Annotated in this window: 27 protein-coding genes; 9 read left to right on the forward strand and 18 right to left on the reverse strand. The window is 66.9% G+C overall.

All coding sequences use genetic code 11. From position 1 onward, the window contains the following. The first annotated feature begins 68 nt into the window (after positions 1 to 68). Both ACWDTF_RS02770 and ACWDTF_RS02775 read left to right on the forward strand, forming a co-directional pair. The gene (locus ACWDTF_RS02770) at positions 69 to 1,382 is read left to right on the forward strand and encodes a PspC domain-containing protein (RefSeq protein ID WP_449753918.1); all 1,314 of its coding nucleotides are present in this window, start codon (positions 69 to 71) and stop codon (positions 1,380 to 1,382) included. Continuing rightward, positions 1,379 to 1,588, forward strand: a complete 210-nt coding sequence (locus ACWDTF_RS02775; RefSeq protein ID WP_240856672.1) for a hypothetical protein — start codon at positions 1,379 to 1,381, stop codon at positions 1,586 to 1,588. The genes ACWDTF_RS02770 and ACWDTF_RS02775 overlap by 4 nt, the downstream gene beginning before the upstream one ends. 9 nt (positions 1,589 to 1,597) lie before the next feature. Here the strand turns inward: ACWDTF_RS02775 and guaA are convergent, their stop codons facing one another. Further along, the gene (gene guaA / locus ACWDTF_RS02780; RefSeq protein WP_240856671.1) at positions 1,598 to 3,205 is read right to left on the reverse strand and encodes a glutamine-hydrolyzing GMP synthase; all 1,608 of its coding nucleotides are present in this window, start codon (positions 3,203 to 3,205) and stop codon (positions 1,598 to 1,600) included. Between the two features lie 127 nt (positions 3,206 to 3,332). Here guaA and ACWDTF_RS02785 point away from each other — a divergent pair, with 127 nt between their 5' ends. From ACWDTF_RS02785 to ACWDTF_RS02795, 3 genes are read left to right on the forward strand one after another with little or no spacing between them, the layout of a single operon-like run. Continuing rightward, on the forward strand, positions 3,333 to 3,986 hold the full coding sequence (locus ACWDTF_RS02785; RefSeq protein WP_240856670.1) for a biotin transporter BioY: 654 nt from the start codon (positions 3,333 to 3,335) through the stop codon (positions 3,984 to 3,986). Positions 3,987 to 3,996: 10 nt separating this feature from the next. Further along, entirely contained in the window at positions 3,997 to 4,671 is a 675-nt protein-coding gene (locus tag ACWDTF_RS02790; RefSeq protein WP_449753919.1) for an energy-coupling factor ABC transporter ATP-binding protein, read from the forward strand. Further along, entirely contained in the window at positions 4,668 to 5,270 is a 603-nt protein-coding gene (locus tag ACWDTF_RS02795) for an energy-coupling factor transporter transmembrane component T family protein (RefSeq protein WP_355278388.1), read from the forward strand. Before ACWDTF_RS02790 ends, ACWDTF_RS02795 begins: the two co-directional genes overlap by 4 nt. A gap of 652 nt (positions 5,271 to 5,922) precedes the next feature. On the opposite strand, the gene ACWDTF_RS02800 is transcribed toward ACWDTF_RS02795, so the two are convergent. From ACWDTF_RS02800 to guaB, 3 genes are read right to left on the reverse strand one after another with little or no spacing between them, the layout of a single operon-like run. Next, positions 5,923 to 7,668, reverse strand: a complete 1,746-nt coding sequence (locus ACWDTF_RS02800) for a GMC family oxidoreductase N-terminal domain-containing protein (RefSeq protein ID WP_240856667.1) — start codon at positions 7,666 to 7,668, stop codon at positions 5,923 to 5,925. 43 nt (positions 7,669 to 7,711) lie between these two features. Next, the gene (locus ACWDTF_RS02805) at positions 7,712 to 8,869 is read right to left on the reverse strand and encodes a GuaB3 family IMP dehydrogenase-related protein (protein ID WP_240856666.1); all 1,158 of its coding nucleotides are present in this window, start codon (positions 8,867 to 8,869) and stop codon (positions 7,712 to 7,714) included. A gap of 28 nt (positions 8,870 to 8,897) precedes the next feature. Then, positions 8,898 to 10,409, reverse strand: a complete 1,512-nt coding sequence (guaB, locus tag ACWDTF_RS02810) for an IMP dehydrogenase (protein ID WP_240856665.1) — start codon at positions 10,407 to 10,409, stop codon at positions 8,898 to 8,900. 134 nt (positions 10,410 to 10,543) lie between these two features. On the opposite strand from guaB, the gene ACWDTF_RS02815 reads away from it, so the two are divergent. Next, a complete protein-coding gene (locus ACWDTF_RS02815; RefSeq protein WP_240856664.1) occupies positions 10,544 to 10,933 on the forward strand; it encodes a DUF5319 domain-containing protein in 390 nt (129 codons plus the stop codon). 52 nt (positions 10,934 to 10,985) lie between these two features. Here ACWDTF_RS02815 and ACWDTF_RS02820 read toward each other — a convergent pair whose 3' ends face one another. The 3 genes from ACWDTF_RS02820 to ACWDTF_RS02830 all read right to left on the reverse strand — a co-directional run bounded on the left by ACWDTF_RS02820 (position 10,986) and on the right by ACWDTF_RS02830 (position 13,340). Next, on the reverse strand, positions 10,986 to 12,083 hold the full coding sequence (locus ACWDTF_RS02820; RefSeq protein ID WP_449753920.1) for an anti-sigma-D factor RsdA: 1,098 nt from the start codon (positions 12,081 to 12,083) through the stop codon (positions 10,986 to 10,988). Continuing rightward, positions 12,067 to 12,654 carry a sigma-70 family RNA polymerase sigma factor gene (locus ACWDTF_RS02825; protein WP_240856662.1) on the reverse strand — a complete coding sequence of 196 codons (588 nt, stop codon included), beginning with the start codon at positions 12,652 to 12,654 and terminating at the stop codon, positions 12,067 to 12,069. The genes ACWDTF_RS02820 and ACWDTF_RS02825 overlap by 17 nt, the downstream gene beginning before the upstream one ends. A 110-nt stretch (positions 12,655 to 12,764) precedes the next feature. Further along, positions 12,765 to 13,340 carry a hypothetical protein gene (locus tag ACWDTF_RS02830; RefSeq protein ID WP_449753921.1) on the reverse strand — a complete coding sequence of 192 codons (576 nt, stop codon included), beginning with the start codon at positions 13,338 to 13,340 and terminating at the stop codon, positions 12,765 to 12,767. 668 nt (positions 13,341 to 14,008) lie between these two features. Between ACWDTF_RS02830 and ACWDTF_RS02835 the strand changes: the two genes are divergently transcribed. Continuing rightward, positions 14,009 to 14,305, forward strand: a complete 297-nt coding sequence (locus ACWDTF_RS02835) for a WhiB family transcriptional regulator (protein WP_240856660.1) — start codon at positions 14,009 to 14,011, stop codon at positions 14,303 to 14,305. A 78-nt stretch (positions 14,306 to 14,383) separates the two neighbouring features. On the opposite strand, the gene groL is transcribed toward ACWDTF_RS02835, so the two are convergent. The 3 genes from groL to ACWDTF_RS02850 form a co-directional block, all read right to left on the reverse strand. Further along, positions 14,384 to 15,997, reverse strand: coding sequence for a chaperonin GroEL (gene groL / locus ACWDTF_RS02840; protein ID WP_240856659.1), 1,614 nt, complete (start codon positions 15,995 to 15,997; stop codon positions 14,384 to 14,386). Between the two features lie 110 nt (positions 15,998 to 16,107). Next, entirely contained in the window at positions 16,108 to 16,407 is a 300-nt protein-coding gene (gene groES / locus ACWDTF_RS02845; protein ID WP_006334733.1) for a co-chaperone GroES, read from the reverse strand. 148 nt (positions 16,408 to 16,555) lie between these two features. Then, the gene (locus tag ACWDTF_RS02850; protein ID WP_240856658.1) at positions 16,556 to 18,058 is read right to left on the reverse strand and encodes an MFS transporter; all 1,503 of its coding nucleotides are present in this window, start codon (positions 18,056 to 18,058) and stop codon (positions 16,556 to 16,558) included. Between the two features lie 98 nt (positions 18,059 to 18,156). On the opposite strand from ACWDTF_RS02850, the gene ACWDTF_RS02855 reads away from it, so the two are divergent. Continuing rightward, positions 18,157 to 18,594, forward strand: coding sequence for a MarR family winged helix-turn-helix transcriptional regulator (locus tag ACWDTF_RS02855; protein WP_240856657.1), 438 nt, complete (start codon positions 18,157 to 18,159; stop codon positions 18,592 to 18,594). Here ACWDTF_RS02855 and ACWDTF_RS02860 read toward each other — a convergent pair. The 7 genes from ACWDTF_RS02860 to alr form a co-directional block, all read right to left on the reverse strand. Beyond that, positions 18,577 to 19,059, reverse strand: a complete 483-nt coding sequence (locus tag ACWDTF_RS02860; RefSeq protein WP_449753922.1) for a nuclear transport factor 2 family protein — start codon at positions 19,057 to 19,059, stop codon at positions 18,577 to 18,579. The genes ACWDTF_RS02855 and ACWDTF_RS02860 overlap by 18 nt on opposite strands. A 95-nt stretch (positions 19,060 to 19,154) precedes the next feature. Further along, positions 19,155 to 20,201 (reverse strand): tRNA (adenosine(37)-N6)-threonylcarbamoyltransferase complex transferase subunit TsaD, encoded by a 1,047-nt coding sequence (gene tsaD / locus ACWDTF_RS02865; protein ID WP_449753958.1) that lies wholly within the window; start codon positions 20,199 to 20,201, stop codon positions 19,155 to 19,157. Between the two features lie 44 nt (positions 20,202 to 20,245). Beyond that, complete coding sequence (rimI, locus tag ACWDTF_RS02870; RefSeq protein WP_355273731.1) at positions 20,246 to 20,755, reverse strand: ribosomal protein S18-alanine N-acetyltransferase; 510 nt, start codon at positions 20,753 to 20,755, stop codon at positions 20,246 to 20,248. Then, the gene (gene tsaB, locus ACWDTF_RS02875; RefSeq protein WP_449753923.1) at positions 20,752 to 21,465 is read right to left on the reverse strand and encodes a tRNA (adenosine(37)-N6)-threonylcarbamoyltransferase complex dimerization subunit type 1 TsaB; all 714 of its coding nucleotides are present in this window, start codon (positions 21,463 to 21,465) and stop codon (positions 20,752 to 20,754) included. Before tsaB ends, rimI begins: the two co-directional genes overlap by 4 nt. Next, the gene (gene tsaE, locus ACWDTF_RS02880) at positions 21,458 to 21,946 is read right to left on the reverse strand and encodes a tRNA (adenosine(37)-N6)-threonylcarbamoyltransferase complex ATPase subunit type 1 TsaE (RefSeq protein WP_449753924.1); all 489 of its coding nucleotides are present in this window, start codon (positions 21,944 to 21,946) and stop codon (positions 21,458 to 21,460) included. Before tsaE ends, tsaB begins: the two co-directional genes overlap by 8 nt. Beyond that, positions 21,943 to 23,064, reverse strand: coding sequence for an alpha/beta fold hydrolase (locus tag ACWDTF_RS02885; RefSeq protein ID WP_240856713.1), 1,122 nt, complete (start codon positions 23,062 to 23,064; stop codon positions 21,943 to 21,945). Before ACWDTF_RS02885 ends, tsaE begins: the two co-directional genes overlap by 4 nt. A gap of 2 nt (positions 23,065 to 23,066) precedes the next feature. Beyond that, positions 23,067 to 24,218 carry an alanine racemase gene (gene alr / locus ACWDTF_RS02890; RefSeq protein ID WP_449753925.1) on the reverse strand — a complete coding sequence of 384 codons (1,152 nt, stop codon included), beginning with the start codon at positions 24,216 to 24,218 and terminating at the stop codon, positions 23,067 to 23,069. Between the two features lie 216 nt (positions 24,219 to 24,434). On the opposite strand from alr, the gene ACWDTF_RS02895 reads away from it, so the two are divergent. Then, positions 24,435 to 24,869 (forward strand): hypothetical protein, encoded by a 435-nt coding sequence (locus ACWDTF_RS02895; protein WP_240856651.1) that lies wholly within the window; start codon positions 24,435 to 24,437, stop codon positions 24,867 to 24,869. Positions 24,870 to 24,888: 19 nt separating this feature from the next. Here the strand turns inward: ACWDTF_RS02895 and ACWDTF_RS02900 are convergent, their stop codons facing one another. Continuing rightward, on the reverse strand, positions 24,889 to 26,319 hold the full coding sequence (locus tag ACWDTF_RS02900) for an NAD(P)H-hydrate dehydratase (RefSeq protein ID WP_449753926.1): 1,431 nt from the start codon (positions 26,317 to 26,319) through the stop codon (positions 24,889 to 24,891). Positions 26,320 to 26,331: the final 12 nt, after the last annotated feature.

Below are 26,331 nucleotides of genomic sequence, written 5' to 3' on the forward strand. Positions count from 1 at the left end.
CCGATCCCGGGATTCCGGGCAGAACTCAGGGTCATACCCGATGCATCGGGAGGCTCCCACGGCCCACGATGGTCGTCATGGACACCAAGGATCTCCAGCAGCAGGTCACCGACCTGTGGGCGACGCGTCCGGTGCGGCCCGACGACCCGCGCACGATCGCGGGTGTGTGCAGCGGCATCGCAGCGCGCTATCGGGTGGACCCGACGCTGGTCAAGGTGGCGTTTGTGGTCGCCGCGTTCTTCGGCGGCAGCGGACTGCTGCTGTATCTGGCCGCGTGGATCGCCATGCCGGGTGCGGCCAAGGCGCGCGCGGCTGCCGCGCGGCGTCGTCGGCCGTCGACGCGGATCAAGCTGCACGGCCCGCGATTCATCTTGTTCGCCGTACTGGCCATCGTGGTCATCACGTCCTTCGGCCCCAACCGGACCTGGGGTTCGGGTGGCCTGGTCGGCGCCATCCTGATGCTCGTCGGCTGGTGGCTGCTGTACCTCCGCACTCCCACCCCGCCGCCGGGAACGTCGGTCGACACCCAACCCGGCGCCCTCACTTCCCCTGCCAACACCGCCGCACCCAACTTCGGTGCTTCCGACCACTTCGAGAGATGGATACCACGCGCCATGATGAACCCCGGAGAGCACCCGCCCACGCCTGCCCCGCGGAGCGACACCACCGACAACCCGACCGCCGTCCTCGAACCGACGACAACCACACCCCCGGCCTGGGATCCGTTGGGCGCCGCCAGCTTCGCGTGGGATCTTCCCGAGCCGGCGACGCCGGTCTACGAGCCTCCCCGCGACCGCCGTTCACCGCTCACCCTCGTCGTGTTGGGCATCGCAGTCATCGTGGGGGCAGCCGGGACCGCCGCCCATCAGGCGGGCATCGACTGGTTCACCCCCGGACGTGTGCTGTCCCTCGCGCTGGCCGTCGTCGGTGCCGGTCTGATCTACGCGGGTCTTCGACGTCGCAGTTCCGGACGACACAGCACCGGACTCGTACCGATCGCGATCATCCTCGGCGTCGCCACGGTCGTCACAACAGCCGCCGCCGGGTTCTCCGGCTTCCCGGAGGGCGGCGTGGGCGACCGCGATTGGAAACCGTTGACGGAGAACGACATCAAGCCCGAATACACGCTCGGCATGGGCGCCATGGTGCTGGACTTGCGCGAGGTCGAACTGACCTCCGACCGGAGCGTCGAACTGCGCAGCGGCATGGGCGAGATCACCGTGAAGGTGGGCCCCGACATGAACGTTCGCGCGGAATGCAGCACCGGACTCGGCGACTATCACTGTCCGGAAGGCCTGGACGGCGGCGGTGACGGCACCGCCGGTCCGGTACTCACGATCGACGCCCACAGCGGTATGGGCAAAGTGGAGGTTGTGCGATGAGTGACACAGATCAGACGTCGGCCATCGAGCGGCACCGTTCGCCAGGGCTGGTGCTCTTCGGACTGCTCGCGCTCGGCGTCGCGGTGTGGGGCATCGCGGACGGACCGACCTTCCCCGACGCGTCGAATCTCGGCTGGCTGGCTGTCGGGGTCGGGCTGGTGGTCGGGTTGCTCCTGATCGTCACCGGTGCGCGATCGCAGCGTTGAGCAGAACCCTCACTCCCACTCGATGGTGCCCGGGGGTTTGCTCGTGACGTCGAGGACGACGCGGTTGACGTCGGGCACCTCGTTGGTGATGCGGGTGGAGATCACTTCGAGCACCTCGAAGGGCACCCGGGTCCAGTCGGCGGTCATCGCGTCCTCGCTCGACACCGGGCGCAGCACGATCGGGTGCCCGTAGGTGCGGCCGTCGCCCTGGACGCCCACACTCCGCACGTCGGCGAGCAGGACCACCGGACACTGCCAGATCTGTGTGTCGAGGCCGGCTGCGGTCAGTTCTTCGCGGGCGATCAGGTCGGCCTTGCGCAACATGGCGAGCCGGTCAGCGGTGACCTCGCCGACGATGCGGATCGCCAGACCCGGGCCGGGGAACGGCTGCCGCGCAACGATGTCCTCGGGTAGGCCCAGCTCACGGCCCACCGCGCGGACCTCGTCCTTGAACAGCAGCCGAAGCGGTTCGACGAGGTCGAACTCGAGATCTTCCGGCAGTCCGCCGACGTTGTGGTGGCTCTTGATGTTCGCGGCACCGCTGCCACCACCGGACTCGACGACGTCCGGGTACAGCGTGCCCTGCACGAGGAACTCGACCTTCTGGCCATCGTCGGCGTGATCGCCCAGAACCTCGCTCACCGCGCCCTCGAAGGACCGGATGAACTCGCGGCCGATGATCTTGCGTTTGGTCTCCGGGTCGCTGACGCCGGCGAGTTCATCGAGGAACGTCTCTGCCGCGTCGACCGTGACCAGCTTGGCTCCTGTGGCGCCGACGAAGTCGTGCTGGACCTGCTCGCGCTCACCGGCTCGCAGGAGTCCGTGGTCGACGAAGACACACGTGAGCCGGTCGCCGATGGCGCGCTGTACGAGGGCTGCGGCCACCGCCGAATCCACGCCACCGGAAAGTCCGCAGATGGCGAGGCCGTCGCCGATCTGGTCGGACACCGCGTCGATAAGGGTGTCGGCGATGTTGGCCGGGGTCCAGGTGGCCTCGAGTCCGGCGATCTCGTAGAGGAATCGGGTGAGGATCTGCTGGCCGTGCGGGGTGTGCAGCACCTCGGGGTGGTACTGGACGCCCGCCATGCGACGTTCCACGCATTCGAAGGCGGCGACCGGTGCGCCCGGCGTCGAGCCGGTCACCACGAATCCCTCGGGGGCGACCTGCACCGCGTCGTTGTGGCTCATCCACACCGGCTGGGTGTCCGACAGGCCCTGATGCAGAATGCCCTCCCCGTTCAAGGTGAGCGTGGTGCGGCCGAACTCGCGACCACCGGTGTTGGCGACCTCGCCCCCCAGCTGGCGCGCCATCGACTGGAATCCGTAGCAGATGCCGAACACCGGAATGCCGAGCTCGAAGACCTGCGGGTCGAGCCCCGGTGCGTTGTCGGCATACACCGACGCCGGACCACCCGACAGGATGATCGCGACCGGGTCCTTGGCGGTGAAGTCGGCCAGTCCGGCGTCGTGGGCGATGACCTCGGAGTAGATCCGGGCCTCCCGCACCCGTCGTGCGATCAGCTGCGCGTATTGCGCGCCGAAGTCGACGACCAGAACCGGTCGCGGCCCGTCGAACCGCGATCCGTCGAAGAAGCCCTGAGCAGCAGAATCCGTCACGGAAGAAAGTGTAGTGGCGAACCGGTCAGTGCCTGGGCGCGCGGGTGCCCGGCGGGTTTCGACGGGAGATCTCATTGACGGGCCAGCGCAGCGACGCGGGTTTGAGGTGGAATACTGCGAGATCGTCATGGACAACGCTTCTTCCGGAACCCAGCCGCACAAACGGCACAATCCCTGGTCCCTGTCGGTCACCGACATCACGCAGGCAGCGGTGTTCGCGGCGCTGATCGCCGCGCTCGGACTGCCGGGTGCCATCAATCTGCCGGGCGGTGTGCCGATCACGCTGCAGACGATGGGCGTGATGCTCGCCGGTGCGATCCTCGGCCCGAAGAAGGGCACCCTCGCGGTGGGAATCTTCATGGTGCTGGCGATCGCCGGACTGCCGATTCTCGCAGGCGGCATCAATGGTCAGGCGTCGCTCGCCTCCGCCCGCGGCGGCTACTTCCTGGGCTTCCTGCCCGGGGTGATCGTCATCGGCGTGCTCACCGCGGTCATGCTGTCGACGCCGTCGGGCGACGGCAAACCGCGCTATCGGGTGACCTGGGGCATTCTCATCAACCTGCTCGGTGGCCTGGTGGTGATCTACGCGTGCGGTGTGGCCTGGCTGGTGATCCGTGGATACCTGACCTGGTGGGCGGCCATCACCACCAACGGACCCTATGTGGCGGGCGACGTCATCAAGGCGGTCATCACCGCTCTCGTGGCCGCCCAGGTGCACCGCGGGTGGCCTGGCCTGATCGAACCGATTCGGCTCCGCAAGCCCTCACCACCGGAACCCTGATCACCAGCACATGATCGAGATCGCCGACGTCACCCACGCCTACGACGACCGGGTTGTGCTGAGCGATGTTTCACTCACGCTGGGCGAACAACGCATCGGGATGGTCGGCGCCAACGGCAGCGGCAAGTCGACGCTCGCCCGGATGATCAACGCTCTCGTCACCCCCGACACCGGCACGGTCACGGTCAACGGGATCGACGCGGCCAAACACAAACGTCGCGTCCGACGCGAGGTCGGATTCATCTTCTCCGACCCCGACCGGCAGATCATCATGCCGACCGTCATCGAGGACATCGAACTGTCGTTGCGGCGCACCGAACTCACGAAAGCCGAACGGACACAGCGGGCTCGCGCCGTCCTCGACCGTTTCGGACTGGCCGATCACGCCGACCATCCGGCCGCACGGTTGTCCGGAGGACAGAAGCAACTCCTCGCGCTGGCGTCGATCTTCGTGACCGAACCCCGCATCATCGTCGCCGACGAACCGACGACGCTGCTCGACCTGCGCAACAGCCGGATGTTGCGTGAGGTGTTCACCACGCTCGACGAACGACTGATCGTGGTGACCCACGACCTCGACCTCGTCGACGACTTCGACCGGGTCATCGTGCTCGACGACGGCCGGGTGGTGGCCGACGATGTGCCCGCCGCCGCGATCGCCGCTTACCGCCGGATGATGTCGTGAGCGCGTTGGGCGTCTACCGCCCGGGAAACACCCTGCTGCATCGTCTTCCGCCGGGCGTGAAGTTGGTCGGGCTGGGCGCGGGGATCGTCGCGATGTCGGTGTGGGTACGCTCCCCCGCGGCGTTGGGGATCGCTGCAGTCGCGGTGGCCATGGTGTACGCGTTGGCCGGTCTCGGACCCGTCACCGCGTGGCGTCAGCTCCGACCGATGCTGTGGATCACGCTGTTCATCTTCGCCTTCCAGTGGGTGTTCACCGATTGGCAACGGGCGGTAGTGGTCTGCGGAGTTTTGGTCTTGTCGGTGGCGTTGGCAGCGGTGGTCACGTTGACCACCCGCACGACAGACATGCTCGACACCATCGTCGCCGTGCTGAAACCGATGCGCCGCATCGGGGTTCCGGTCGACCACATCGCGATGGCCCTGGCACTGACGATCCGGGCCATCCCGATGATGGTCGAGATCATCCGCGAGGTGGACGAAGCACGGCAGGCGCGCGGCCTACGACCGGGTGCACGAATCCTGTTCGCACCCATCGTGATCGCGGCGTTGCGAACCGCCGAGGGGTTCGCCGACACGCTCACCGCACGCGGTTTGGACTGATTGGCCGAGGGAACATGCTGCCCCACACCGGCTGACCGCACATCGTCCGCCGACTGAGTTCCCTCCGCTGCCTGAGGTGCGACGAGCGCTAGCCGCCGGGCTGAGGAGCCCCGTGCGAGGTACGAGCATGGGAGCGTCTCGAAGTCGAAGAGCCTCGAAGGCCTGGTGACCGCTGCTGCTTGGTCGCCGAATTACCCTGTCTCGCCATGCCCTTCGAGGCTCTCGGCTAGCGCCTCGAGCACCTCAGGGAGCGGAACGTACGGGTCAGCGGGTCGGTCACCGAGTTCCTCGAGTCAGCGACCCACCCGCCGCCTGCGGCGGCGATCGTGGAGGCGGGAAGAGGGCCGTGGAGCGCGGCGCGGCAACGATGATCCACGAAAAATAGGGGAAGAAACTCGTCCCCTACCCCTGGAGTCCTCCCCGCGAACTTTCTCGCGGACGACTCAACAAGCAGGGGCAGAAAGTAGGGGAAAAACCTTCCCCTACTTTCAGTGGTCCGGCGCCTCGCTGACGTGGCCCGTTCGCCTGCCCTTCGAGGCATCCCTCGGCCGGCGCCTCGGGCACCTCAGAGAGCGGTGGGGTGGTGGACGCTTACGCGCAGGCCAGAGCGCTAGTCACCGACCTCTTCGGATCAGAATCGCGGGTCATGCGATCAGCTGGTGTGCACGATCCGCTCGACCGGAGTAATCGGCAAGCGCAGCGCTCCGGGCGCGGATTCCGGCACCACCGGCGCCGTGGGAGCGCATGGACTGATCCGCTCGTACGGACGGCCCTGTGCGGGACGCTGGTCATTCTCGCCCTTGTTGGGCCACAACGCCATCGCACGCTCGGCCTGCGCGCAGATCGTCAGGGACGGGTTGACACCGAGGTTCGCCGAGATCGACGCGCCGTCGGTGACGTGCAGGGTCGGATAGTTCCACACGCGGTGATACGGGTCGATGACACCGGCTTTCGGGTCGTCGGAGATGGCGCAGCCGCCGAGGTAGTGCGCGGTGAGCGGCATGTTCACGATGTCTCCCCACGTGCCGCCGGCGAGTCCGTTCGGCAGCTTGCCCGCGATCCGTCGAGTGGCCTCGTTGCCCTTGGGGATCCAGGTCGGATTGGGTTCGCCGATGCCTTGCTTGGACGTGATGTAGCGCAACGGTCCACGCTTGCGCACGAAGGTGGTCAGCGAGTTGTTGTTGTTCTGCATGACCAGTGCGATCACCGTGCGTTGGCTCCACTTGCGTACCACCAGGAGTCGCACCAGCAAGAACGGATTCCGGATGACCTGCCGGAGGAACTGCCCGAACCGGTTCGCCGGGGATCCGCCGTCGGTCAGCGCCGTCTGTAGGTAAGCGATCGCGTTGGAGCCCTTGCCATAACGCACCGGCTCGATGTGGGTGTTGGATTCCGGATGGAAGGACGACGTGATCGCCACGCCGCGCGAATAGTCGTGTGCGGGATCGAATTTCCCGGCCATCGCACCAAGGATCGACTCCGAGTTGGTCCTCGTCAGCTCGCCCATCGCGTCCGAGATCCCCGGCAGCGTCGTATGTTTCGCGTGATGCATCAATCGCTGCGTATTGAAGGTGCCGGCCGCGACGATCACCTGCCCCGCGGTGTAGACGCGGGCCCGACGACCCAGCGGACCCCATGACGACGACCCGTGCGTGCCCACCGACCATGTGCCGTCGGTCTTCTGCTCGAGCGAGTCGACGGTGGTGCGCGCGATGATGGTGGCCCCACGACGTTCGGCGAGTCCCAGGTAGTTCTTCATCAGGGTGTTCTTGGCGCCGACCCGACACCCTGTCATGCACGCGCCGCATTCGGTGCAGGCCGTGCGCGCCGGTCCCACACCGCCGAAGTACGGATCGGCCACGGTCTCGCCCGGCTCGCCGTCGAGGCCGGTCTTGGCACCGAAGAACACGCCGACCGGCGTCGAGGTGAAGGTGTCGGCGACACCCATCTCCGTGGCGACCTCTTTCATCACCCGATCGGACTCGGTGAAGGTCGGATTGGTCACCACACCCAGCATGCGTCGTGCCTGGTCGTAGTAGGGAGTGAGCTCGTCCTCCCAATCGGTGATGTGGTTCCACTGCGGATCGGTGAAGAACGGGGTCGGCGGCTTGTACAGGGTGTTCGCGTAGTTGAGCGACCCGCCACCTACGCCCGCACCCGCCATGATCATGACGTCCTTCAGCGCATGTATCCGCTGAATGCCGTAGAGGCCCAGCTTCGGCGCCCACAGCCACTTGTGCAGGCGCCAGCTGGTCTTCGCGAATTCCTCGTCCTCAAAGCGCCGACCGGCCTCGATGACACCGACCCGGTATCCCTTTTCCACCAGGCGCAGCGCACTCACGCTCCCGCCGAATCCGGAACCGATGATGAGCACGTCGAAATCACATGGGGCTGCCATGAGCAACCATACTAACGCACATTGTCACATAGCGTGACGCGGGTCACCGGTGGACCGAGAGGCCCACCTTCTGGAACTCCTTGAGATCGCAGTATCCGGCCTTGGCCATGGCCCGTCGCAGCGCGCCCACCAGGTTCAACTCTCCGAACGGGTCGTCGGATGGACCGGTGAGCACCCGGTCGAGCGTGGGCCGATCCTCATCGATCGCCACCTGGAGCAAAGCACCACGCGGGGTATCCGGATGCGCTGCCGCCGACGGCCAGTACCAGCCACGACCAGGGGCCGACGCACTCGCGGCCAGCGGCGTCCCCAGCACTGCGGCGTCCGCTCCGCACGCGATCGCCTTGATCAGGTCACCGGAGGTGTGAATGTCGCCGTCGGCGATCACATGGACGTACCTGCCGCCGGTCTCGTCGAGGTAGTCCCGGCGGGCCGCGGCGGCGTCGGCGATCGCTGTGGCCATGGGTACTCCGATTCCGAGAACCTCACCGGTCGTGGTCGCGCCGGTGGCCGAACCGTAGCCGACGATCACGCCTGCCGCGCCGGTCCGCATCAGATGCAATGCGGTGCGGTGATCGTGGACGCCGCCCGCGATCACCGGGATGTCGAGGTCGGCGATGAAGGTCTTGAGGTTCAACGGTTCTCGCGTCGCGCCCTCCGAATCCACCTGCGCCACATGCTCGGCCGAGATGATGGTGCCGTGCACGACGAGGATCTCCACGCCCGCAGCCAACAACGCGGGCGTCAGCTCGGGCGCATGTTGCGGACTGACCCGCACCGCCGTGGTCACACCGGCCTCACGGACCTGCGACACCGCCTCGGCGAGCAGTCCACTGTCCAGTGGCGCTGCATGCAACTTCTGCAGATGCCGCACGGCCGCATAGGGATCCGGGTCCTCGGCCGCGATCTTGACCAGTTCGGCGATCTTGGCGTCGACGTCGCGATGCCGAGCCCACAGACCCTCGCCGTTGATGACGCCGAGGGCACCGAGCTTGCCCAGCTCCACGGCCATCTGCGGGGAGACGAGCGCGTCGGTGGGATGGCTCAGGATAGGCGCCTCGAACCGGTAGGCATCGATCTGCCATGCCGTCGACACATCCTTGGACGATCGGGTTCGCCGTGACGGCACGATGCTGATGTCATCCAGCTCGTAGGTCCGTCGGGCGGTTCTGCCCATACCGAATTCGACGAGATCACGCACCGGTGCGCCTTTCTGCTGTCCGCTTCACTCAGCGGGAATAGTAGTTGGGTGCCTCTGCGGTCAATGTGATGTCGTGCGGATGCGACTCCTTGAGGCCGGCCGCGGTGATCTGCACGAAGCGCGCCTGCTGGAGATCGGTGATCGACGTCGACCCGGTGTATCCCATCGCCGCCCGCAGCCCACCGACGAGCTGATGGATGACCTGCGTGAGCGGGCCACGGAACGGCACCCGGCCCTCAATGCCTTCGGGCACCAGCTTCTCTTCCTTGAGGACGTCGTCCTGGAAGTAGCGGTCCTTCGAATACGACTTGCCCTGCCCGCGTCCCTGCATCGCACCCAGCGAACCCATGCCGCGGTAACTCTTGAACTGCTTGCCGTTCACCAGGATCAGATCGCCCGGAGCCTCGGCGGTACCGGCCAGCAGCGAGCCGAGCATGGCGGTCGACGCGCCGGCGGCGAGCGCCTTGGCGATGTCGCCCGAGTACTGCAGACCGCCGTCGGCGATGACCGGGACGTCGGCCTGCTTGCACACCGTGACGGCTTCGAGGATCGCGGTGATCTGTGGTGCACCGACACCAGCGACCACGCGGGTGGTGCAGATGGAGCCCGGTCCGACACCGACTTTCACCGCGTCGGCACCGGCATCGATGAGAGCCTGTGCGGCCTCGCGGGTCGCGACATTGCCGCCCACGACGTCGACGCGGTCACCGACCTCGGCCTTGAGTTTGGCGACCATGTCGAGCACGAGGCGGTTGTGGGCGTGTGCGGTGTCGACGATGATGACGTCGGCACCCGCGTCGGCCAGTGCCATGGCCCGCTCCCACTGCGGATCGCCGGTACCCACGGCGGCGCCGACCAGCAGTCGACCGTCGGCGTCCTTGGTGGCCAGCGGATGCTGTTCGGTCTTCACGAAATCCTTGACGGTGATGAGACCGGTCAGCCGGCCGTTGCCGTCGACGATCGGCAGCTTCTCCACCTTGTTGCGCCGCAGGAGACCCAACGCGGCTTCCGCCGAAACACCCTCGTGCGCGGTGATGAGCGGCGCCTTGGTCATCACTTCGGAAACCGGACGATCCTGATCGACCTCGAAGCGCATGTCGCGGTTGGTGATGATGCCCACCAGCTCACCGCGATCGTCCACCACCGGCAGGCCGGAGATGCGATACCGCGCACACATCGAGTCGACCTCGGCGAGCGTGTTGGTCGGCGAGCAGGTGACCGGGTCGGTGACCATCCCGGCCTCCGACCGCTTCACCGTCTCCACCTGGCCGGCCTGATCCTCGATCGACAGATTGCGATGCAGGACACCCATACCGCCCGCGCGGGCCATGGCGATTGCCATCCGCGCCTCGGTCACGGTGTCCATCGCCGAACTCACCAGCGGCACACGGAGGGAGATGTTCTTGGTCACTCGCGAGGAGGTGTCCACCTCGCTCGGGATCACGTCGGAGGCCGAGGGCAGCAACAGGACGTCATCGAAGGTCAGGCCGAGCATCGCGACCTTGCCGGGATCGTCTCCACCGGTACGAACATGCGTCATCTGTCCATGGTATCGACTCTGGCCAATCGGTATTGCCCACCCCGGTGCGGTGCTCGCGGAAGCGTTCGCCCGACGCAGACAGGTGGTGTGTAGGGATACGGCGCGCGTGCCGCACCATCGGCTACGGTGGTTGTGTGCGCGACCACCTTCCACCCGGCCTTCCGCCGGACCCGTTTGCCGACGATCCGAGCGATCCCGCCTCGGCTCTCGACTCTGTGGAGCCGGGCATCCCGCTCGACGAGAGCGAGCGACTCGCTGTCGAAGAGGACCTCGCCGATCTCGCCGTCTACGAAGCACTCCTGGCCCATCGCGGGGTCCGTGGCCTGGTGGTGGTCTGTGACGACTGCCACGAGGACCACTACCACGACTGGGACATGCTGCGCGCCAACCTTCTTCAGCTCCTGATCGACGGCACGGTCCGTCCACACGAGCCCGCCGTCGACCCACGCCCCGACGCCTACGTGACGTGGGACTACTGCCGCGGGTATGCGGACGCGCGCAATCACCTCGACGAGGATCGCTGACCCGAAGAAGCCCCTGCGCTTCCGGAGCTACCCTCAGCCGGCGGAAGAAGCCTCAGCGCGACGGAACCGCCGTGGTGGTGGTCGTCGTGATCGTCGGAACCGGCTCGTCGGGGACATCGGCCGGCGTGCTCTGCAACGTCGACGACGGCGGTGGTAGCGGCACCGCCGTCGTGAAGGTCGTGGTCGGGACGACCGTCGGTCGCGTCGTTTCCGGTGGATTCGTCGGTCCGGGTCCCGGCGGGTTGGACGGTCCGGGTCCGGGCGGGTTGGTCGTGGTCGGTGTGTCGCCGCGCGGTGTTGTCGGCGGCGTCGTCCCCGGTGTCGTGGTGTCGGTGCGCGGATTGGTCGATTCCGGAGGAGTCGTTCGGGCGTCGGTTCCGGTCCGCGTACGCGGATCGACCGTGGCCGAGTCATCACCCGGTGACGTGGTCACCGAGCCCGGGCCGGTCGTCGACGGACCGCCGGTCGGGCTCGCGGATTTCGCAGTGCCCGCACGCAAACGGGAGATCCAATCGTTCATCTGATCTCGCGTGTCGCCCTTACGCATCGGCCCCATCTGGCTCTCCGCCTTGGCGATATAGCTCGCCGCGGCCGAAGTGTCGCCGATGGCCATCGCCGCTTCGGCCTGCTCGAGATTCGACCGCACGTCATGAGCGGCTTGGGTCTCGGATGCGGCCTGTGCAAATACGACCTTCTTGACCGGCCACAACGGATCTCCGGGCTGCGAACCCTCCGACAGCACGGTGAGACCTGCGGCAGCCACGATGACGATCGCGGCAGCACCCGAGATCACGCGGAGATGGCGGACCATCCGCTTACCCCGACTCGCACGCTCGGTGGCGGCGATGGCGCGTTCGACCTCGTCGACTGTCGGCAACTCCGGTGCCGGCTGGTCCACGATCCCGTGGCGCCAGTCCGACAGCAGCGCGGCGAGTTGGTACTCCTCGTCGTCACTGGTCTCCACCGGTACGTCGCGCGACAACGCGTCGATGAACTGGTCGTCGAAGGCGACCTGCGAGATGTCGACCGGCTCGCCGTCAGCCCCGTCGCGGGGCCAGTCGACCGGCCCGGTCGGGCCGCCGTGATTGTCGGGCAGGGGGTCATTGCCGGTGTTCGCCCGGCGATGACGCCAGTCATGCGCGTCGTTCATTTGACCCTCCTGTCCTGTTCAACTCGTTCTTCAGCTTTGCCAATGCCCGGTGCTGGGCGACCCGAACCGCCCCGGGCGTACTTCCCACCGCTGCTGCGGTTTCCTCGGCGGACATCCCGACCACCAAGCGCAGCACCAGCACTTCACGCTGCTTCTCCGGGAGGATGTCGAGCAGTGCCCGCATCCGTCTGCTGGCGTCGGCGTCGAGTGCGAGCTGTTCTGGCCCGCCGGTGACGTTGGTGACCTCGGGCACCGCATCAACCGGATCGGCCTTCACCCGCCCCGCCACTCGCAGTGCGTCGGCCACCTTGTGCGACGCGATGCCGTAGACGAAGGCCATGAACGGCTTACCCTGGTCCTGGTACCTGGGCAACGCGGTCATCACCGCCATCAACGCCTCCTGCGCTATGTCATCGGCGGAGAACAAATGGCGTTCTCCGACTCCAATTCGCCCTCGGCAGTAGCGCAGAATGGGATCCTGCACACTTTCGAGAACTGACGTGAGCGCGACCCTGTCCCCTTGCCCTGCGGCACGGACAGCGTCGTCCAACTCACCACCTGTCAGCTTCATCGTCAGTAGGAATCCCCGTGTTACATGTCGGTTGACCGAACTCACCGGTCCTGATAAGACCCCCCGCACACCTACAGTCGCCATCGACCCGCGGCAAGCCCTCGTTTACCTTAGCGATCCTTAGCCGACGTGAACGGCATGCCCTTGCGTCGGAGCGTGGTTTCGAGTTGAACGTGCAGGTCACGCTCGGTAGTCGACGCCGCGCCGACACCCTGGAGCAACGACGACGCGGCCCACTGCAGAGGTAACAGTCCTTCGTCGGCTGCCCGGCGGGCAAGGATTCGGGCCACCTCGGCTGCGCCCGTACTGTTTCCGACCGACGCCTGGGCTGCTGCGGCGATGAGGTCTGTCTTGATGCGGTGGCGGGTAGTCGGCCCCGAATCGACACCTGCGACGGTCTCGACCGCATCCTGGGCGAACTCGACTGCGGTCTGCCCGTCGCCGCTGTACATGGCCAGCTCCGACCGCACCCACAGCATGCGTAACCACCCCCGGCCACCGTCGTCCCAGTCGTCGGCGCTCCACTGTGCGGGGTCGCGAGCGCCGACGTCGGCGAGCACGACGCGTGCGCGGTCGAGCAGCCGTCGCGAGGCACCGAAGCGCAGGAGGCCGAGATTGTCGGCTGCCAGGCCGATCAGCGCGTCGGCCAAGGCCGCACGCGGCCAGCGATTCGAGTCGCCGGTCATAGAAACTGCAGCACCGGCGGCTCGTCCGTCCAACGTCGTCGCGGCCGCGTGTCGGCCTGCTTGTCGATACAGTGACGCCGCGGTACTCCAACACAGCGAACGCAGGTCGTCCGGACAGTCGGGTCGTGCCTGGATGCGGTGCAGGCGGGTGAGGGCGTCGGCGACATCGCCCTGTCCCCCGGCATGTACGGCATCGCGCCAGTTCTCGTATCCGTCATCGGAGCCCCGTCCGCGCAGTTCAGATGTGATGTTTCCCCCCTGGAAAAGTGTTCTGGCTCACCACGTTGAATTTGGGTTTGCATGAATTTAACGAACGGTCACAAACGTTAATTCCAACGCCACATCACCAGCAGATTATCCGTAGGTTTCGCATGGGTAAATCAAACACAATCGCCCACACACGGTGCAACATCACCCTGCGACCGCTCCGAATCGTTCTCAGAACCACTATTCGCAGGTCACAGTGCCTGTCCGCGTAGGTATCACGGGTGGCGTTTCCGGTACCGGAACGATGTGGTATCGCGGTCCGCTTACCTAACCAGCCGTTAACAAACACGAGATTTTTACCCTGGTTAGCAGGGGTTTTGGCGGTATTGACTGCGTTTCTCAGGCCCGCTTAATGTGTGCCTTGCGTTAGGAAATTGACGACCGACCTAGGAGTAGCTGCCATGCCCCAGCCCAATCATCTCCCCGGCCCGAACGCAGATATCTGGGACTGGCAGATGCAGGGTCTCTGTCGCGGTGTCGACTCGGCGATGTTCTTCCATCCCGACGGCGAGCGTGGCCGGGCCCGTGCGCAGCGTGAGCGGCGCGCCAAGGAGATGTGCCACCAATGCCCTGTCATCGCGCAGTGCCGCGAGCACGCATTGGCGGTCGCCGAGCCCTACGGCATCTGGGGTGGACTGTCGGAATCCGAACGCAGCATCCTCATGAAGCGTGGCGTCGGCCGCCGGATCGCCAGCTGACCCGCTGAACACAGACGGATCGGGGGGCTCCCGCTCTTCTCGAGCGGGAGCCCCCGATTGTCGTTCCAGCGGGAACCGTCAGTGGGCGTGCCCGTGCCCGGCGTGGGCTCCGGCGTCGGCCGGCTGATCGGTGACAGCGGTTTCGGTGGTCAGCACCATCCGCGCCACCGACGCGGCGTTGACCACCGCGGACCGGGTGACCTTGACCGGATCGATGATGCCCTCGGCGACGAGATCGCCGTAGGTCAGCGTCGCAGCGTTGAAGCCCTGCCCCTTGTCGGCGGCGGCGACCTTCTCGACCACCACGGCGCCGTCGAGACCAGCGTTGGCGGCGATCCAGAACAGCGGCGCCCGTGCGGCGTCGCGAACAACGCGCACACCGAGGGCCTCTTCGTCGGGCAACTCGGCCGCGAGGGCGTCGAGCCCGGCCGCGGCCTGCACGATCGCCGAACCGCCACCGGGAATGATGCCTTCCTCGACCGCGGCCTTGGCCGCTGCGACCGCATCTTCGACGCGGTGCTTGCGCTCCTTGAGCGCGGTCTCGGTGGCTGCACCGACGCGGATCACCGCGACGCCGCCCGCAAGCTTGGCGAGGCGCTCTGCGAGCTTCTCCCGATCCCAGTCGGAATCGCTCTGCTCGACCTCACGTCGCAGCTGCGCAGCACGATCGGCGATGGCCTCCTTGGTGCCGGCACCCTCGATGATGGTGGTGGCGTCCTTGGTGACCACGACGCGACGGGCCGAGCCCAACACCTCGAGTCCCACCGTCGACAGGCTCAGGCCCACGTCGGAGGTCACCACGGTCGCACCGGTGACCACGGCGAGGTCTTCCAGGAACGCCTTACGGCGGTCACCGAAGAACGGCGCCTTGACCGCAACGGCACGAATGGTCTTGCGGATCGAGTTGACCACGAGCGTCGACAGCGGCTCGCCCTCGACGTCCTCGGCGACGATCAGCAGCGACTTCCCGGCCTCGACGACCTTCTCCAACAGCGGCAGGAAGTCGGGCAGCGAGCTGATCTTGTCGCGGTACAGCAGGATCAGGGTGTCCTCGAGGACCGCTTCCTGGCTGTCGGGGTCGGTGACGAAGTACGGCGACAGGAAGCCCTTGTCGAACTGCACGCCCTCGGTGATCTCGAGATCGGTCTGCAGTCCCGAGCCTTCCTCGACGGTGACCACACCGTCGGTTCCGACGACGGTCATCGCCTTGCCGACCATCTCGCCGACCTCTTCGTCACGTGACGACACGGTCGCGACCTGACCGATGGCCTTCTCGCCGTCGACCGGGGTGGCGGCGGCCAGCAGCGCCTCGCCGAGCGCGTCGGCGGCCTTGCCGATGCCCGCACCGAGCGCGATCGGATTGGCGCCGGCCGCGACGTTGCGCAGACCCGCCCGAACCATGGCCTGGGCGAGCACGGTCGCGGTGGTGGTTCCGTCACCGGCGACGTCATTGGTCTTGGTGGCGACCGACTTCACCAGCTGCGCACCGAGGTTCTCGAACGGATCCTCGAGGTCGATGTCGCGGGCGATGGTGACGCCGTCGTTGGTGACGTTGGGGCCACCGAAGGACTTGGCGAGGACGACGTGGCGGCCACGCGGGCCCAGGGTCACCTTGACGGTGTCGGCGAGCTGGTTGATGCCGCGCTCGAGCGCGCGCCGCGCGTTCTCGTCGAATTCAATCTGTTTGGGCATGAGTCACTTTCGTGAAATGAAGAAACGAATGTAGGGGCCGAACACACCCGCCCCGGCGCCCGTGAAACGGGCCGCCGGGGCGGGTGGGACTCGCGATGTTCTCGCGGGTCTTACTTGCCGATGACAGCCAGCACGTCACGTGCCGACAGGATCAGGTACTCCTCGCCGGCGTACTTGATCTCGGTGCCCCCGTACTTGCTGTAGATGACGGTGTCACCTTCCTTGACGTCGACGGGGACGCGGTTGCCCTGCTCGGTCACCCGACCCTCGCCGACCGCGATGACGGTGCCTTCCTGCGGCTTCTCCTTGGCGGTGTCCGGAATGACCAGACCCGACGCGGTGGTCGTCTCGGCCTCTACGGCCTGCACCAGGATCTTGTCCTCAAGCGGCTTGATGTTCACGCTCGCCACGATGTGAGTCCTCAACTTTCGTACTGAGAAAGAATCTGCACGTTCATGGCCCTGGAAAAACCTCGTCGTCGCGGGTGCCGAGGCTTGTTCAGTGCCACCTAGCACTCTATACATGCGAGTGCCAGCACTCAAGGGCGACGGCTGCAAATCAAGTGTTCGCCGGCAGCGGAATCGCTCGAGCGGATCGGCGCGTCCGCCAGGACACACCCAGCGCTCCCACCAATCCGATCACCGACAGGGCGCTGACCAACCAGATCGCCGTCGTCATCCCGCCGGGCAGACCGCCCGACCCGGCCGGTTGCTCCGATGCCGTGAGGATCGCAGTGACCACGGCGAGCATCACCGCCCCACCGACCTGAACGCTCGTGTTGACCAGCCCGGACGCGAGGCCCTGCTCGTCGTCGGCCACCCCGGCCGTGCCCTGCGCGTTGACCGACGGAAACGTCAACGCGAACCCGATTCCCAGCAGGACGATGGTGGGCAAGAGGAACTCGGCAAAGCCCATGCCCGGTTCCGTCCGCGCGAACCAGAGGTAGCCGCCGAGGAAGGCCGCGAATCCGCCGATCATGAGCACCGGCGTCGGAACTCGGTCGAGTACGCGATCCATCTTGACGGCACTGGCGGCCACGATGAGACCCGCGGGCAGGAAACCCAGGGCCATCATGAGCGGCGACCAGCCGAGCGTGTCCTGCAGGTAGAGGGTCACCACGAACTGGAATGCGACATACCCGCCGAACATGAGCGCCCCCGACAGATTCGCGTGGACGAGGGTCACCGAACGCAGGATGCCCAGTCGCAGCAGCGGATGCCGATGCCGACGCTCGATGACGACGAAGGCGACCGACGACGCTGCGGCCGCACCGAACACCGCAAGGGTTGCCGGCGCCGCCCAGCCCACCTCGGGCGCGCGCACCACCCCGAGCACCAGCAACAACAAGGCCGCGGTGCTCGTCGTTGCGCCGGCGACGTCGAAATGTGCCCAGTCGACCGGCCTGCGTCGGACGGCCGGGATCACCCGCAGTCCCGCGAAGAGCAGCAGCAATGCCACCGGCCCGGGGAACAACAGGGTTGCGCGCCAGGACAACTCGGTGAGCAGGCCACCGAACACGAGGCCGAGAGAGAAGCCGCTGGCGCCGCAGACGGTGTAGATGGACAGTGCGCGGTTGCGCGCAGGCCCCTCGGCGAACGTGGTCGTGATGATCGACAGACCGGCCGGAACCGTGAAAGCCGCCGCGATGCCCTTGACGAAGCGCAACCCGATGACGAGCGCGTTGACGTCGACGACGGCACTCACCACCGACGCGACGCCGAACACCGCGAGCGCGGTGAGGAACACACGACGGCGGCCGAAGAGGTCGCTGGCCCGGCCGCCGAGCAGCAGAAGGCCCCCATATCCGAGCACGTACGCACTGACGATCCACTGCAGTTCCGATTGCGCCATACCCAGATCCGCACCGATGGACGGCAAGGCCACTCCGACCATGGAGATGTCGAGTCCGTCGAGGAACAGTGCTCCGGCCAGGACGACCAGGAGTAGCCACGTTCGTCCCGACCATCCGGAGCCGCTGGTGATGTGTGTGGGGGCGTCATCCCCCGCCTTCGGCAGTCGCTGCCGATCGCTGATGACCACTTCGGTTGTTGTGTGTGCCATGCAGGAAACTATATGCACATGCATTAGATGCTTCTACATTAATTGCGCTTACATTTATTGCGGTTGCATTTACCGTCCGACGGCGCTAGCATGCGGCCATGAGCAAGGACGCTGCCACGCACGACGATCTCGCGGCGGCGTGGCATGACCTCTCCGTGAGCTACCACCGCGTGCTGTGCGCCCTCGATCGAGAGCTTCAGGCGGGGCACGGATTGACTTCGAGCGAATTCGAAGTCCTCGAACTACTCTGGGCCGCAAGCGATCACAAGCGGCGGATGAGCGACCTCGCCGACAACGTCCACCTCAGCCAGAGCGCACTGTCGCGTGTGGTGGCCCGCTTGGAGAAGGACGGATTGGTGGAGCGCAGCATGTGCGCCAACGATCGTCGATCCGTCTTCGCCGAACTGACCGCCGAAGGCGAAACACGCTACTGCGCAGCGCGTCCCACCCAGCGAGCGATCCTCGCCGACCTGTCCGGCGGATGTCCTCAGATGATCCGGGCCGCGGCGTCAGGCCGGTCAGCCACCAACGGGTAGCCGCCGGTCCAGTTCGATCAGACGCTGGCTGTCTTCGTAGAAATCACGCTGCTCGACGATCTTGCCCCAGCGTGCCCGCGCCCACAGTACGGAACGGTTGGTGTAGATCTGCTCGCCGTCGAGGACCGCCGCGTCGTCGAATCTGATGGCGATGGTCATCGACCGCGGCGCACCGCCGACGACGATGGAGCAGATGTCTCCGGCGAGGCCGGCGTCCACGAAGTCGAGCAAGAATCCCTCGATGGCAGCCCTGCCCTCGTAACGGCCGCGCCAGCGGTGGTCACCCTCATGGAAGTAGAGCACCGCATCCTCGTGATACCCGGCCGCCAGCGGACCAATGTCACCCTGGGCGAGGCAGGCCACTCCGTGTCGGAGTTTGCGCGCCAACGCCCACAGCAGCAGCCTGCGAGCTGACATGGCGACTGTCAATCCGATGACGATTCCGACGATCAGCGCAATCCACATGATTGCCACCTCCGGGTGGTGTACCTGGTCACGTACCTAGAATGATCGTTCTAGCGAGGCCGCGTGTCAACCCTGAAGCGACGCGCGCACGGAGATCAGAGCTGACTGAGCTGAACCGACAATCCCGGGTCGGTGGCGACGGTGAGTGGCGACGGTTGTGCGCCACCGGCGATGACATGGGCGCCGAGCGTCGCGATCATGACGCCGTTGTCGGTGCACAGGCGCGGCTTGGGCACCCTCAGCGTGATGCCGGCCGCGGTGCAGCGCTCCTGCGCGAGCGAGCGGATGCGCGAGTTGGCCGTGGCGCCGCCGCCGAGGACCAGTGTCTCGACGCCGAGATCGGTGCACGCACGAATCGCCTTCATGGTGAGCACGTCGGCGACGGCTTCCTGGAACGACGCGGCGATGTCGGCGACCGGACGCGCAACCCCGTCTCGATCGCATTTCTCGACGTACCGGGCGACCGCGGTCTTGAGTCCGCTGAACGAGAAGTCGTACCGCGCGTCGCGAGGGCCGGTCATGCCGCGGGGGAAGTCGATCGCACGTGGATCACCCTCGCGCGCAGTGAGATCGAGCGCCGGGCCGCCCGGGAAACCGAGGCCGAGCAGGCGGGCGACCTTGTCGAATGCCTCGCCCGCCGCGTCGTCGACCGTTGTACCGAGTTCGACGATCGGCTTGCCGAGATCGGTGACGTGAAGCAGGTGGGTATGTCCGCCGGAGACCAGCAGCGCAACGCATTCGGGCATCGGCCCGTGCTCGAGGGTGTCCACCGCGACGTGACCCCCGAGGTGATTCATCGCGTAGAGCGGCACATCCCATGCCAGTGCATACGCCTTGGCTGCGGCCACTCCCACGAGCAGCGCACCCGCCAGCCCCGGGCCGATCGTCACCGCGATCGCATCCGGGCGGTCGATACCTGCTGCCTCCCTTGCCCGTTGCATCGTCGGCACGATCGCTTCGAGGTGCGCCCGCGACGCGATCTCCGGGACCACACCACCGAACCGCGCGTGCTCGTCGACGCTGGAGGCCACTTCGTCGGCGAGTAGCGTGGCGTGGCCGGGCGCTTCACCGTCGGCCGGGGTCCACCGCACGATCCCGACACCCGTTTCGTCGCAGGAACTCTCGACGCCCATCACGATCAGTCCGCGGTCGATCAGTCCGCGGTCGATCAGTTCACGGTCGGCGCTCATGCGGGTCCCTCCTCCGGATCGAGCGGCCGGCCGGATACCGGCGGACGAATCATCGTGTACGCGTCCGCTCCGGACGGCTGATAGTAGTTGCGGCGGATACCCGACGTGGCGAAGCCGTGGCGCGAGTACATCGTGATGGCGACGTCGTTGTCGGTCCGCACCTCGAGGTACACCGGCGCGTCGCAGGCGTCGGCGACCACCAGCATCGCCTGCAGCAATGCCCGGCCCAACCCGGTCCCGCGTCGTTCCGGTGCCACGGCGATCGTGTGGATCTCGCACTCGTACTCGCCGGGTCCGCCGAGGGTGGAAATCCCCGCGTACCCGACGACCTCCCCGCCGACCTCCTCGCGCGCGGCGAAGTAGGTGTTGTACGGCGCATTCAGCTCGGCTCGGAATGCCGTTGCCGGCCAGGGTGAGTCCTCGGCGAACATCTGCTTCTCCAGCGCCGCGCAGCGCGGAATGTCGGCATAGGTGAGTCCGTCGATGATCGCTTCCGGGGCGGTCATGAACCGACCTTGTTCGCCTGGGACACATTGCGTTCCACGGCGTCCGGGCGACGCAGGTAGAGCGGCACCAGCGGCTCCGGCGGTGTGGCCGACCAGATGGTGTCGGCCGCGGTCTGCACCAGTCCGGCCACCGACGGCACCCGCACCGAACCCACAGGCAACCCGATCAGTTCGGCGTGGGCGGGCGAGCCGAATGCCACGTCGACGTCGATCCCGTCGAGAGCCTCGAGGACCGCGGACGGTGCCATCACCTCCGGACCCTGCACCCGAAGGCCGTCGAGGTAGCGCGCCCAATACACTTCGCGGCGTCGGGCGTCGGTCACCACGACCACCGACGACTGATGCGGATCACGTTGTACTGCAACGGCATCCAGTGAGCACACACCGTAGGCGGGAATGCCGAGCGCGTCGGCGAAGGCCGACCCGGTGGCCATGCCCACGCGCAGTCCGGTGAACGGTCCCGGCCCGCAGCCGACGACGACCGCACCGATCTGGTCTCGGGTGACCCCCGACTCGTCAAGTGAGTCCGACATCAAGGTCGTCAGCAGTTCGGCATGTCTCCGATGGTCGGCGACGGCATGCTCGGCCAGCACGTCGACCGTGCCGCCGGGTCGCAGAACCGCCACTCCGGTGACCACCGAGTCGGTCGCCGTGTCGATGGCGAGCACGGTGGTTCCAGCAAGACCACCGGCCTCCCTGTGGTCACTCACTGGTCACCCACTCCCATTCCACGCGCCGCACATCGGTGTCCGGGTCTCGCCGCAGCCGCACCAACAGGTGGTGATCGGCGAGCCGCTCCGCGACGCCCTCACCCCATTCGACCACCACCACGGTGTCCTCGAGATCGGTATCGAGGTCGAGGGCATCGAGTTCGTCGAGTCCACCGAGTCGATAGGCGTCGACGTGCACCATGCCCGGCCGGCCGGAATCCCCGGGCCGATGCTCGCGGGCGATGATGAACGTCGGCGAACTGACCCGGCCGACCACGCCCAACCCGGCACCGATTCCCCGTGCGAGCGCGGTCTTCCCGGCACCGAGCGGCCCGTCGAGGATCACCAGATCACCTGCGCGCAATTCTGCGGCGATCTCGCTGCCGAAGGCCTCGGTGTCGGTCACGGTCGGCAGTGCGCGTGCACCGCTGGACCGGCGGTCGGGACTTGTACTGTCGGGACTCGTACTGCCGGGGGTCATACGCGAATTCGCTTCCACCACTTCGATCGCGGCGCCGGCAGGGCCACCCGTGCACGATCGACGAGATCGACGACGGCGTCGGTGACCAGACGCGGCTGCTCCATCTGCACCATATGCCCGGCGCCCTTGACCACCACGAGGCGCGAGTCCAATCCGAACTCCGAGTACATGCGGACCGAATTCTCCAGCGGCGTCAGCCGATCCCGGTCTCCGCAGACCACCGTCGTCGGCACCTGCGCGATGACCGGAAGGGCGGTTGTCTCGTCGTGCGTCTCGAGCGCGTTCAAGAAGTTGACGATGGTGTCGATCGGCGTGTTCTGGATCATCTTCTCCACCGCCCGACCAGCCTTGGGGCTGAAGAAGGTTGGCCCGAAACTCGCGGCCACCAACACCGGCTCCAACGCTGCTCGGGTCACTCCTCGCCCGGCCTGTACGAGACGCGGCGCGCGACGCACCGACAGCCGGAACGCGTCGACGATCGGGTTGCCCAATCCCTCACCGAGGCCGGCCTCGGTGACACCACGCGACGCGGTCGCGACCAGGCCCACTCCGGCCACCGGTCCGTCGTGGGTGAACAGATGCGAATGCCTGCGCGCAAGTCCCATCAGAGACATGCCACCCATCGAATGTCCAACCAGCACAACATGTCCCACCGGTGCGGTGGCACGGATGACCGCTGCCACATCGTCGCCGAGTTGGGCGATGGTGCAGGTGTCGTCGGGTGCCGGGTCGCTCTTGCCGTGGCCGCGGTGATCGAAGAAGACCAGGCGGTAGTCCCGATCGGCCCATTCTTCGGCGAGCTGCAGACGCTGAAAATGCCACGATGCCATCCGCAGACTGAATCCATGGACAAAGATCACGGTCAACTCGGGAGTCGCACCATCGGCCACCCCACCGAGATCGACAGTGCGAACAGCGAGTTCGAGACCATCGTCGGTCTCCACCGTGCTCGCCGCGTCGGCGTAGATAGTGGTGAAATCGACGTCGGCGTACGGATCCACCTTGCCGGCCACGCGTTTACGGGCGAGGTTACGGGCTGCACCCGCCGCGGCGACGCCACCGAGGCCGGCCACCCCGGCGACACCGGCCAGCCAACCGATCCGCTGCGAATTGTCCACTGTCACTGCCCCACCTGTTCCGCCTGTTTCGGGCCGCCCACGTACACCCGGTTCACGCGGTTACCGATGCGGGACACGATTTCGTAGTCGATGGTCCCGATGGCATCGGCCCACTCCCTGGCTGTGGGACCGCCACCGGCACCGGTCCCGAACAACTCGGCGCGGTCACCCTCGGCGACGCCGCCACCGTCGGGTCCGAGGTCGATGACGAACTGGTCCATGCACACCCGACCGACGCCGGCGAAGTCGCGCTCCCCGATCCGCACCCGCAGTTTTCCGGACAAGAGCCGCGGCACGCCGTCGGCGTATCCGACGGGCACCACCGCAACCACGGTGTCGCGCGGCGCAATCCATGTATGGCTGTACGAGACCCCTTGCCCCGCAGCAACGTTCTTGACCAGCGCGATCTCCGCCGACACGGTCATCGCCGGGATGAGACCGAACTCGCCACGCTCGGGCACCGGCGTTCGGCCGTACAGAGCGATACCGGGCCGCACCAGGTCGCGCGCGAGGTCCGGACGTGTCAGCGCCGCAGGTGAATTCGCGATATGGACAACTTCGGGACCTGCTCCGAGCCGGCGCAGATCGGCCACCGCGGCATCGAGACGCGAGGCTTGCTCCGAGTTGAGCGGGTGATCGGGCTCATCGCCGCGCACGAGATGACACATCGCGGCTCGCAGTGCGACCGCACCTTCGGCGTCGGCCTTCGCCAGGGCGACGGCGAAGTCGTCCCACTCGTCGGAAGCGACGCCGCTGCGGTTGAGTCCGGTGTCGACCTTGGCCGTGACGGTCGCCGCCCGCCCCGACTCTCGTGCCGCGGCAATCACCGCGTCGAGCTGGCGCCGTGACGACAGCGCGATGTCGATCCCCGCGTCGATCGCGCCGGCAATATCGGCACCCGGCGTGTGGAGCCACGAGGTGATGTGGGCGTCGATCCCGGCAGCGCGCAGCGCGAGTGCCTCGTCGATATGGGCGACGCCGAGCTCGGCCGCGCCCGCCGCCAGAGCTGCCCGTGCGACCGGGACCGCACCGTGGCCGTACGCGTCGGCCTTCACCACCGCCAATACGTCGGTGCCAGACGTCTGGCGCAGGACAGTGACGTTGTGAGCGATCGCGTCGAGGTCGACGGTCGCAGCCAGGGCAGATGAAGTCATCGCCGACCATTGTCCCAGATGTCGGCGAGTGCTCTTCAATGCGTTCGCCGGAGTTCACAGTGCCGCGCGGACAAGGATCGGGAAACTCGACGGAATTCAAACATTCTTTCGATCGATGTTTGCGCGGCCCACCACCGTCCGAAAGTTGCGGCCCGGTGGGAGGGATGAGTAGATCTACCGATTCGCCGGATGCGTGCGGCAATGTCCAATGGATGCATGCATCCCAGCAGTGACGCCTACCCACGCGTGTCCTCGCCCGTTCGCCCGCCCGGATTCCGCCTGCTCTCCACGCGAACTCACCTGACCGTCACGTGGGTGGCCATCGCCGTGACGATTCTCGGTCTGGCGCTGGCTGCCGGCGGTGGACTACTGGCGTACCTGGTCGATGCCGGCGCCGCACTCACCGCACCGGACTGGTCCATGACTCCAGCTGAACAGGCACAATACGACCGCTTCCGGGCCGTGGCCAGCGGTGGCGTGATCACCACCGTGATCGGGTGTGTGGTGTCCGTGGCCGCCCTGAGCATTGCGGTGTGCCAATGCTGCCAACCCGGGTCGCGCCAACCCAGTTCCACCGAAGTAGGAGCCGCAACCACCCTCGTCGCCTTCGGCGTGCTGTTCACCGCGGGCGTGCTGCTCGTCGTGCTCTGAGCACTCCGGAGTGTGGCGGTCAATCCGTACCGAGCAACTCCCGGATCGCCGGTCGTACCGCGGCGAGCAGGTTCGACGCCCCGATCGGCGCTCCTCGGCTTGCCAGCTGTGCGGCGCGGGCATGCACGCGGGCCGCGCACGCTCCGGCCAGCTGCGGATCGAGACCTGCAGCCAGCAACGCACCGGCGATCCCGGACAACACGTCGCCCGCGCCCGCAGTCGCTGCCCACGAAGCGCCGGCGTCGTTGCCGGCCACGCCGCCATCCCGGTCGGCGACCAGCGTGATCCGACCCTTCAGCAGCACGGTCACACCCCAGCGTCGAGCGAGATCGGTGACTGCGGCGAGCCGATCCGAGCCCACTTCCGAACCCGCGAGCCGTGCGAACTCACCCGCATGCGGGGTCAGCAACGTAGGCGCGTCGCGTCCCTCCACCAGTTCCGGATGCCCGGCGACCAGCGTCAACCCGTCCGCGTCGACAAGCACCGGCAAATTGGTGGCCAACACCTCACGCAACACCTCGAGCGCAGCATCATCGGTACCCCCGCCGGGCCCGATCACCCATGCCTGGACACGTCCGGCGTCGGCGAGTTCCGGCGCCGCGACGACCTCCGGGAAATGCGACACCACCTCCGCGTGCGCCGACCCGACATACCGGGTCATGCCCGACGTCGCGGTCACCGCGGCGCCGCTGCAGAGGATCGCCGCGCCAGGATAGCGGTGCGAACCGGCGATGATCCCGACCACGCCTTGGGTGTATTTGTCGTCGGCCGGCCCGGGAACCGGCCACGCAGAACCGACCTCGTCATCCGACAACGACCACAGGCCGGCCCCATCGCCGGCACCTGCGGCGATGCCGATGTCGATGACCTCGACCCGCCCGCACTGCGTCGCCGCCAACAGATGCGCGTTCCGTACAACGCCGAACGTCACGGTGATGTCCGCACGCACGGCGGGGTCGTGCACCTCGCCGGTGTCGGCGTCGACGCCCGACGGCAGGTCGACGGCCACCGTCGTTGCCTGCGAACCAACCGCCGCAAACGCTTCAACGGCGTTGGCACGCAACGGCCCTCGACCACCGATGCCGACGACGCCGTCGATCACCACATCGAGGTCGCGCGACAACGCGTCGACCACCCGCCCGCCGGCCCGCCGGAACGCTGCAAGCCCACCGGCATGGGCCTTGTCGGGCGCGAGAAGCACTGCCGTGCAAGCCACTCCACGCCGCGCCAAGAACGATCCCGCATACAGCGCGTCGCCACCGTTGTCGCCGGCACCGACAACGATGCCGATGCGCCGGCCATAAGAGCCGCCCGTCCGGTCGAGTTCGCCCGCCACCACATGCGCGACACCCGCCGACGCACGGCGCATCAATGTGCCACTGGTCAGGAGGTTCCCGGTGGCCCGCTCGGCCGCCCGGATCTGGTCCGCGGTCAGGTATCGCGTCGACATCGCAAACCCTTG

Source organism: Gordonia sp. NPDC003422, assembly GCF_053588675.1.

What these genes read in the sequence shown, in the direction of transcription:
- ACWDTF_RS02770 (WP_449753918.1), top strand. Translation starts at nt 69, where the DNA reads ATGGTCGTCATGGACACCAAGGATCTCCAGCAGCAGGTCACCGACCTG.
- ACWDTF_RS02775 (WP_240856672.1), top strand. Translation starts at nt 1,379, where the DNA reads ATGAGTGACACAGATCAGACGTCGGCCATCGAGCGGCACCGTTCGCCA.
- ACWDTF_RS02785 (WP_240856670.1), top strand. Translation starts at nt 3,333, where the DNA reads ATGGACAACGCTTCTTCCGGAACCCAGCCGCACAAACGGCACAATCCC.
- ACWDTF_RS02790 (WP_449753919.1), top strand. Translation starts at nt 3,997, where the DNA reads ATGATCGAGATCGCCGACGTCACCCACGCCTACGACGACCGGGTTGTG.
- ACWDTF_RS02800 (WP_240856667.1), bottom strand. Translation starts at nt 7,668, where the DNA reads ATGGCAGCCCCATGTGATTTCGACGTGCTCATCATCGGTTCCGGATTC.
- guaB (WP_240856665.1), bottom strand. Translation starts at nt 10,409, where the DNA reads ATGACGCATGTTCGTACCGGTGGAGACGATCCCGGCAAGGTCGCGATG.
- ACWDTF_RS02820 (WP_449753920.1), bottom strand. Translation starts at nt 12,083, where the DNA reads ATGAACGACGCGCATGACTGGCGTCATCGCCGGGCGAACACCGGCAAT.
- ACWDTF_RS02825 (WP_240856662.1), bottom strand. Translation starts at nt 12,654, where the DNA reads ATGAAGCTGACAGGTGGTGAGTTGGACGACGCTGTCCGTGCCGCAGGG.
- ACWDTF_RS02830 (WP_449753921.1), bottom strand. Translation starts at nt 13,340, where the DNA reads ATGACCGGCGACTCGAATCGCTGGCCGCGTGCGGCCTTGGCCGACGCG.
- ACWDTF_RS02835 (WP_240856660.1), top strand. Translation starts at nt 14,009, where the DNA reads ATGCCCCAGCCCAATCATCTCCCCGGCCCGAACGCAGATATCTGGGAC.
- groL (WP_240856659.1), bottom strand. Translation starts at nt 15,997, where the DNA reads ATGCCCAAACAGATTGAATTCGACGAGAACGCGCGGCGCGCGCTCGAG.
- ACWDTF_RS02850 (WP_240856658.1), bottom strand. Translation starts at nt 18,058, where the DNA reads ATGGCACACACAACAACCGAAGTGGTCATCAGCGATCGGCAGCGACTG.
- ACWDTF_RS02855 (WP_240856657.1), top strand. Translation starts at nt 18,157, where the DNA reads ATGAGCAAGGACGCTGCCACGCACGACGATCTCGCGGCGGCGTGGCAT.
- ACWDTF_RS02860 (WP_449753922.1), bottom strand. Translation starts at nt 19,059, where the DNA reads ATGTGGATTGCGCTGATCGTCGGAATCGTCATCGGATTGACAGTCGCC.
- rimI (WP_355273731.1), bottom strand. Translation starts at nt 20,755, where the DNA reads ATGACCGCCCCGGAAGCGATCATCGACGGACTCACCTATGCCGACATT.
- tsaE (WP_449753924.1), bottom strand. Translation starts at nt 21,946, where the DNA reads ATGACCCCCGGCAGTACGAGTCCCGACAGTACAAGTCCCGACCGCCGG.
- alr (WP_449753925.1), bottom strand. Translation starts at nt 24,218, where the DNA reads ATGACTTCATCTGCCCTGGCTGCGACCGTCGACCTCGACGCGATCGCT.
- ACWDTF_RS02895 (WP_240856651.1), top strand. Translation starts at nt 24,435, where the DNA reads ATGCATCCCAGCAGTGACGCCTACCCACGCGTGTCCTCGCCCGTTCGC.
- ACWDTF_RS02900 (WP_449753926.1), bottom strand. Translation starts at nt 26,319, where the DNA reads ATGTCGACGCGATACCTGACCGCGGACCAGATCCGGGCGGCCGAGCGG.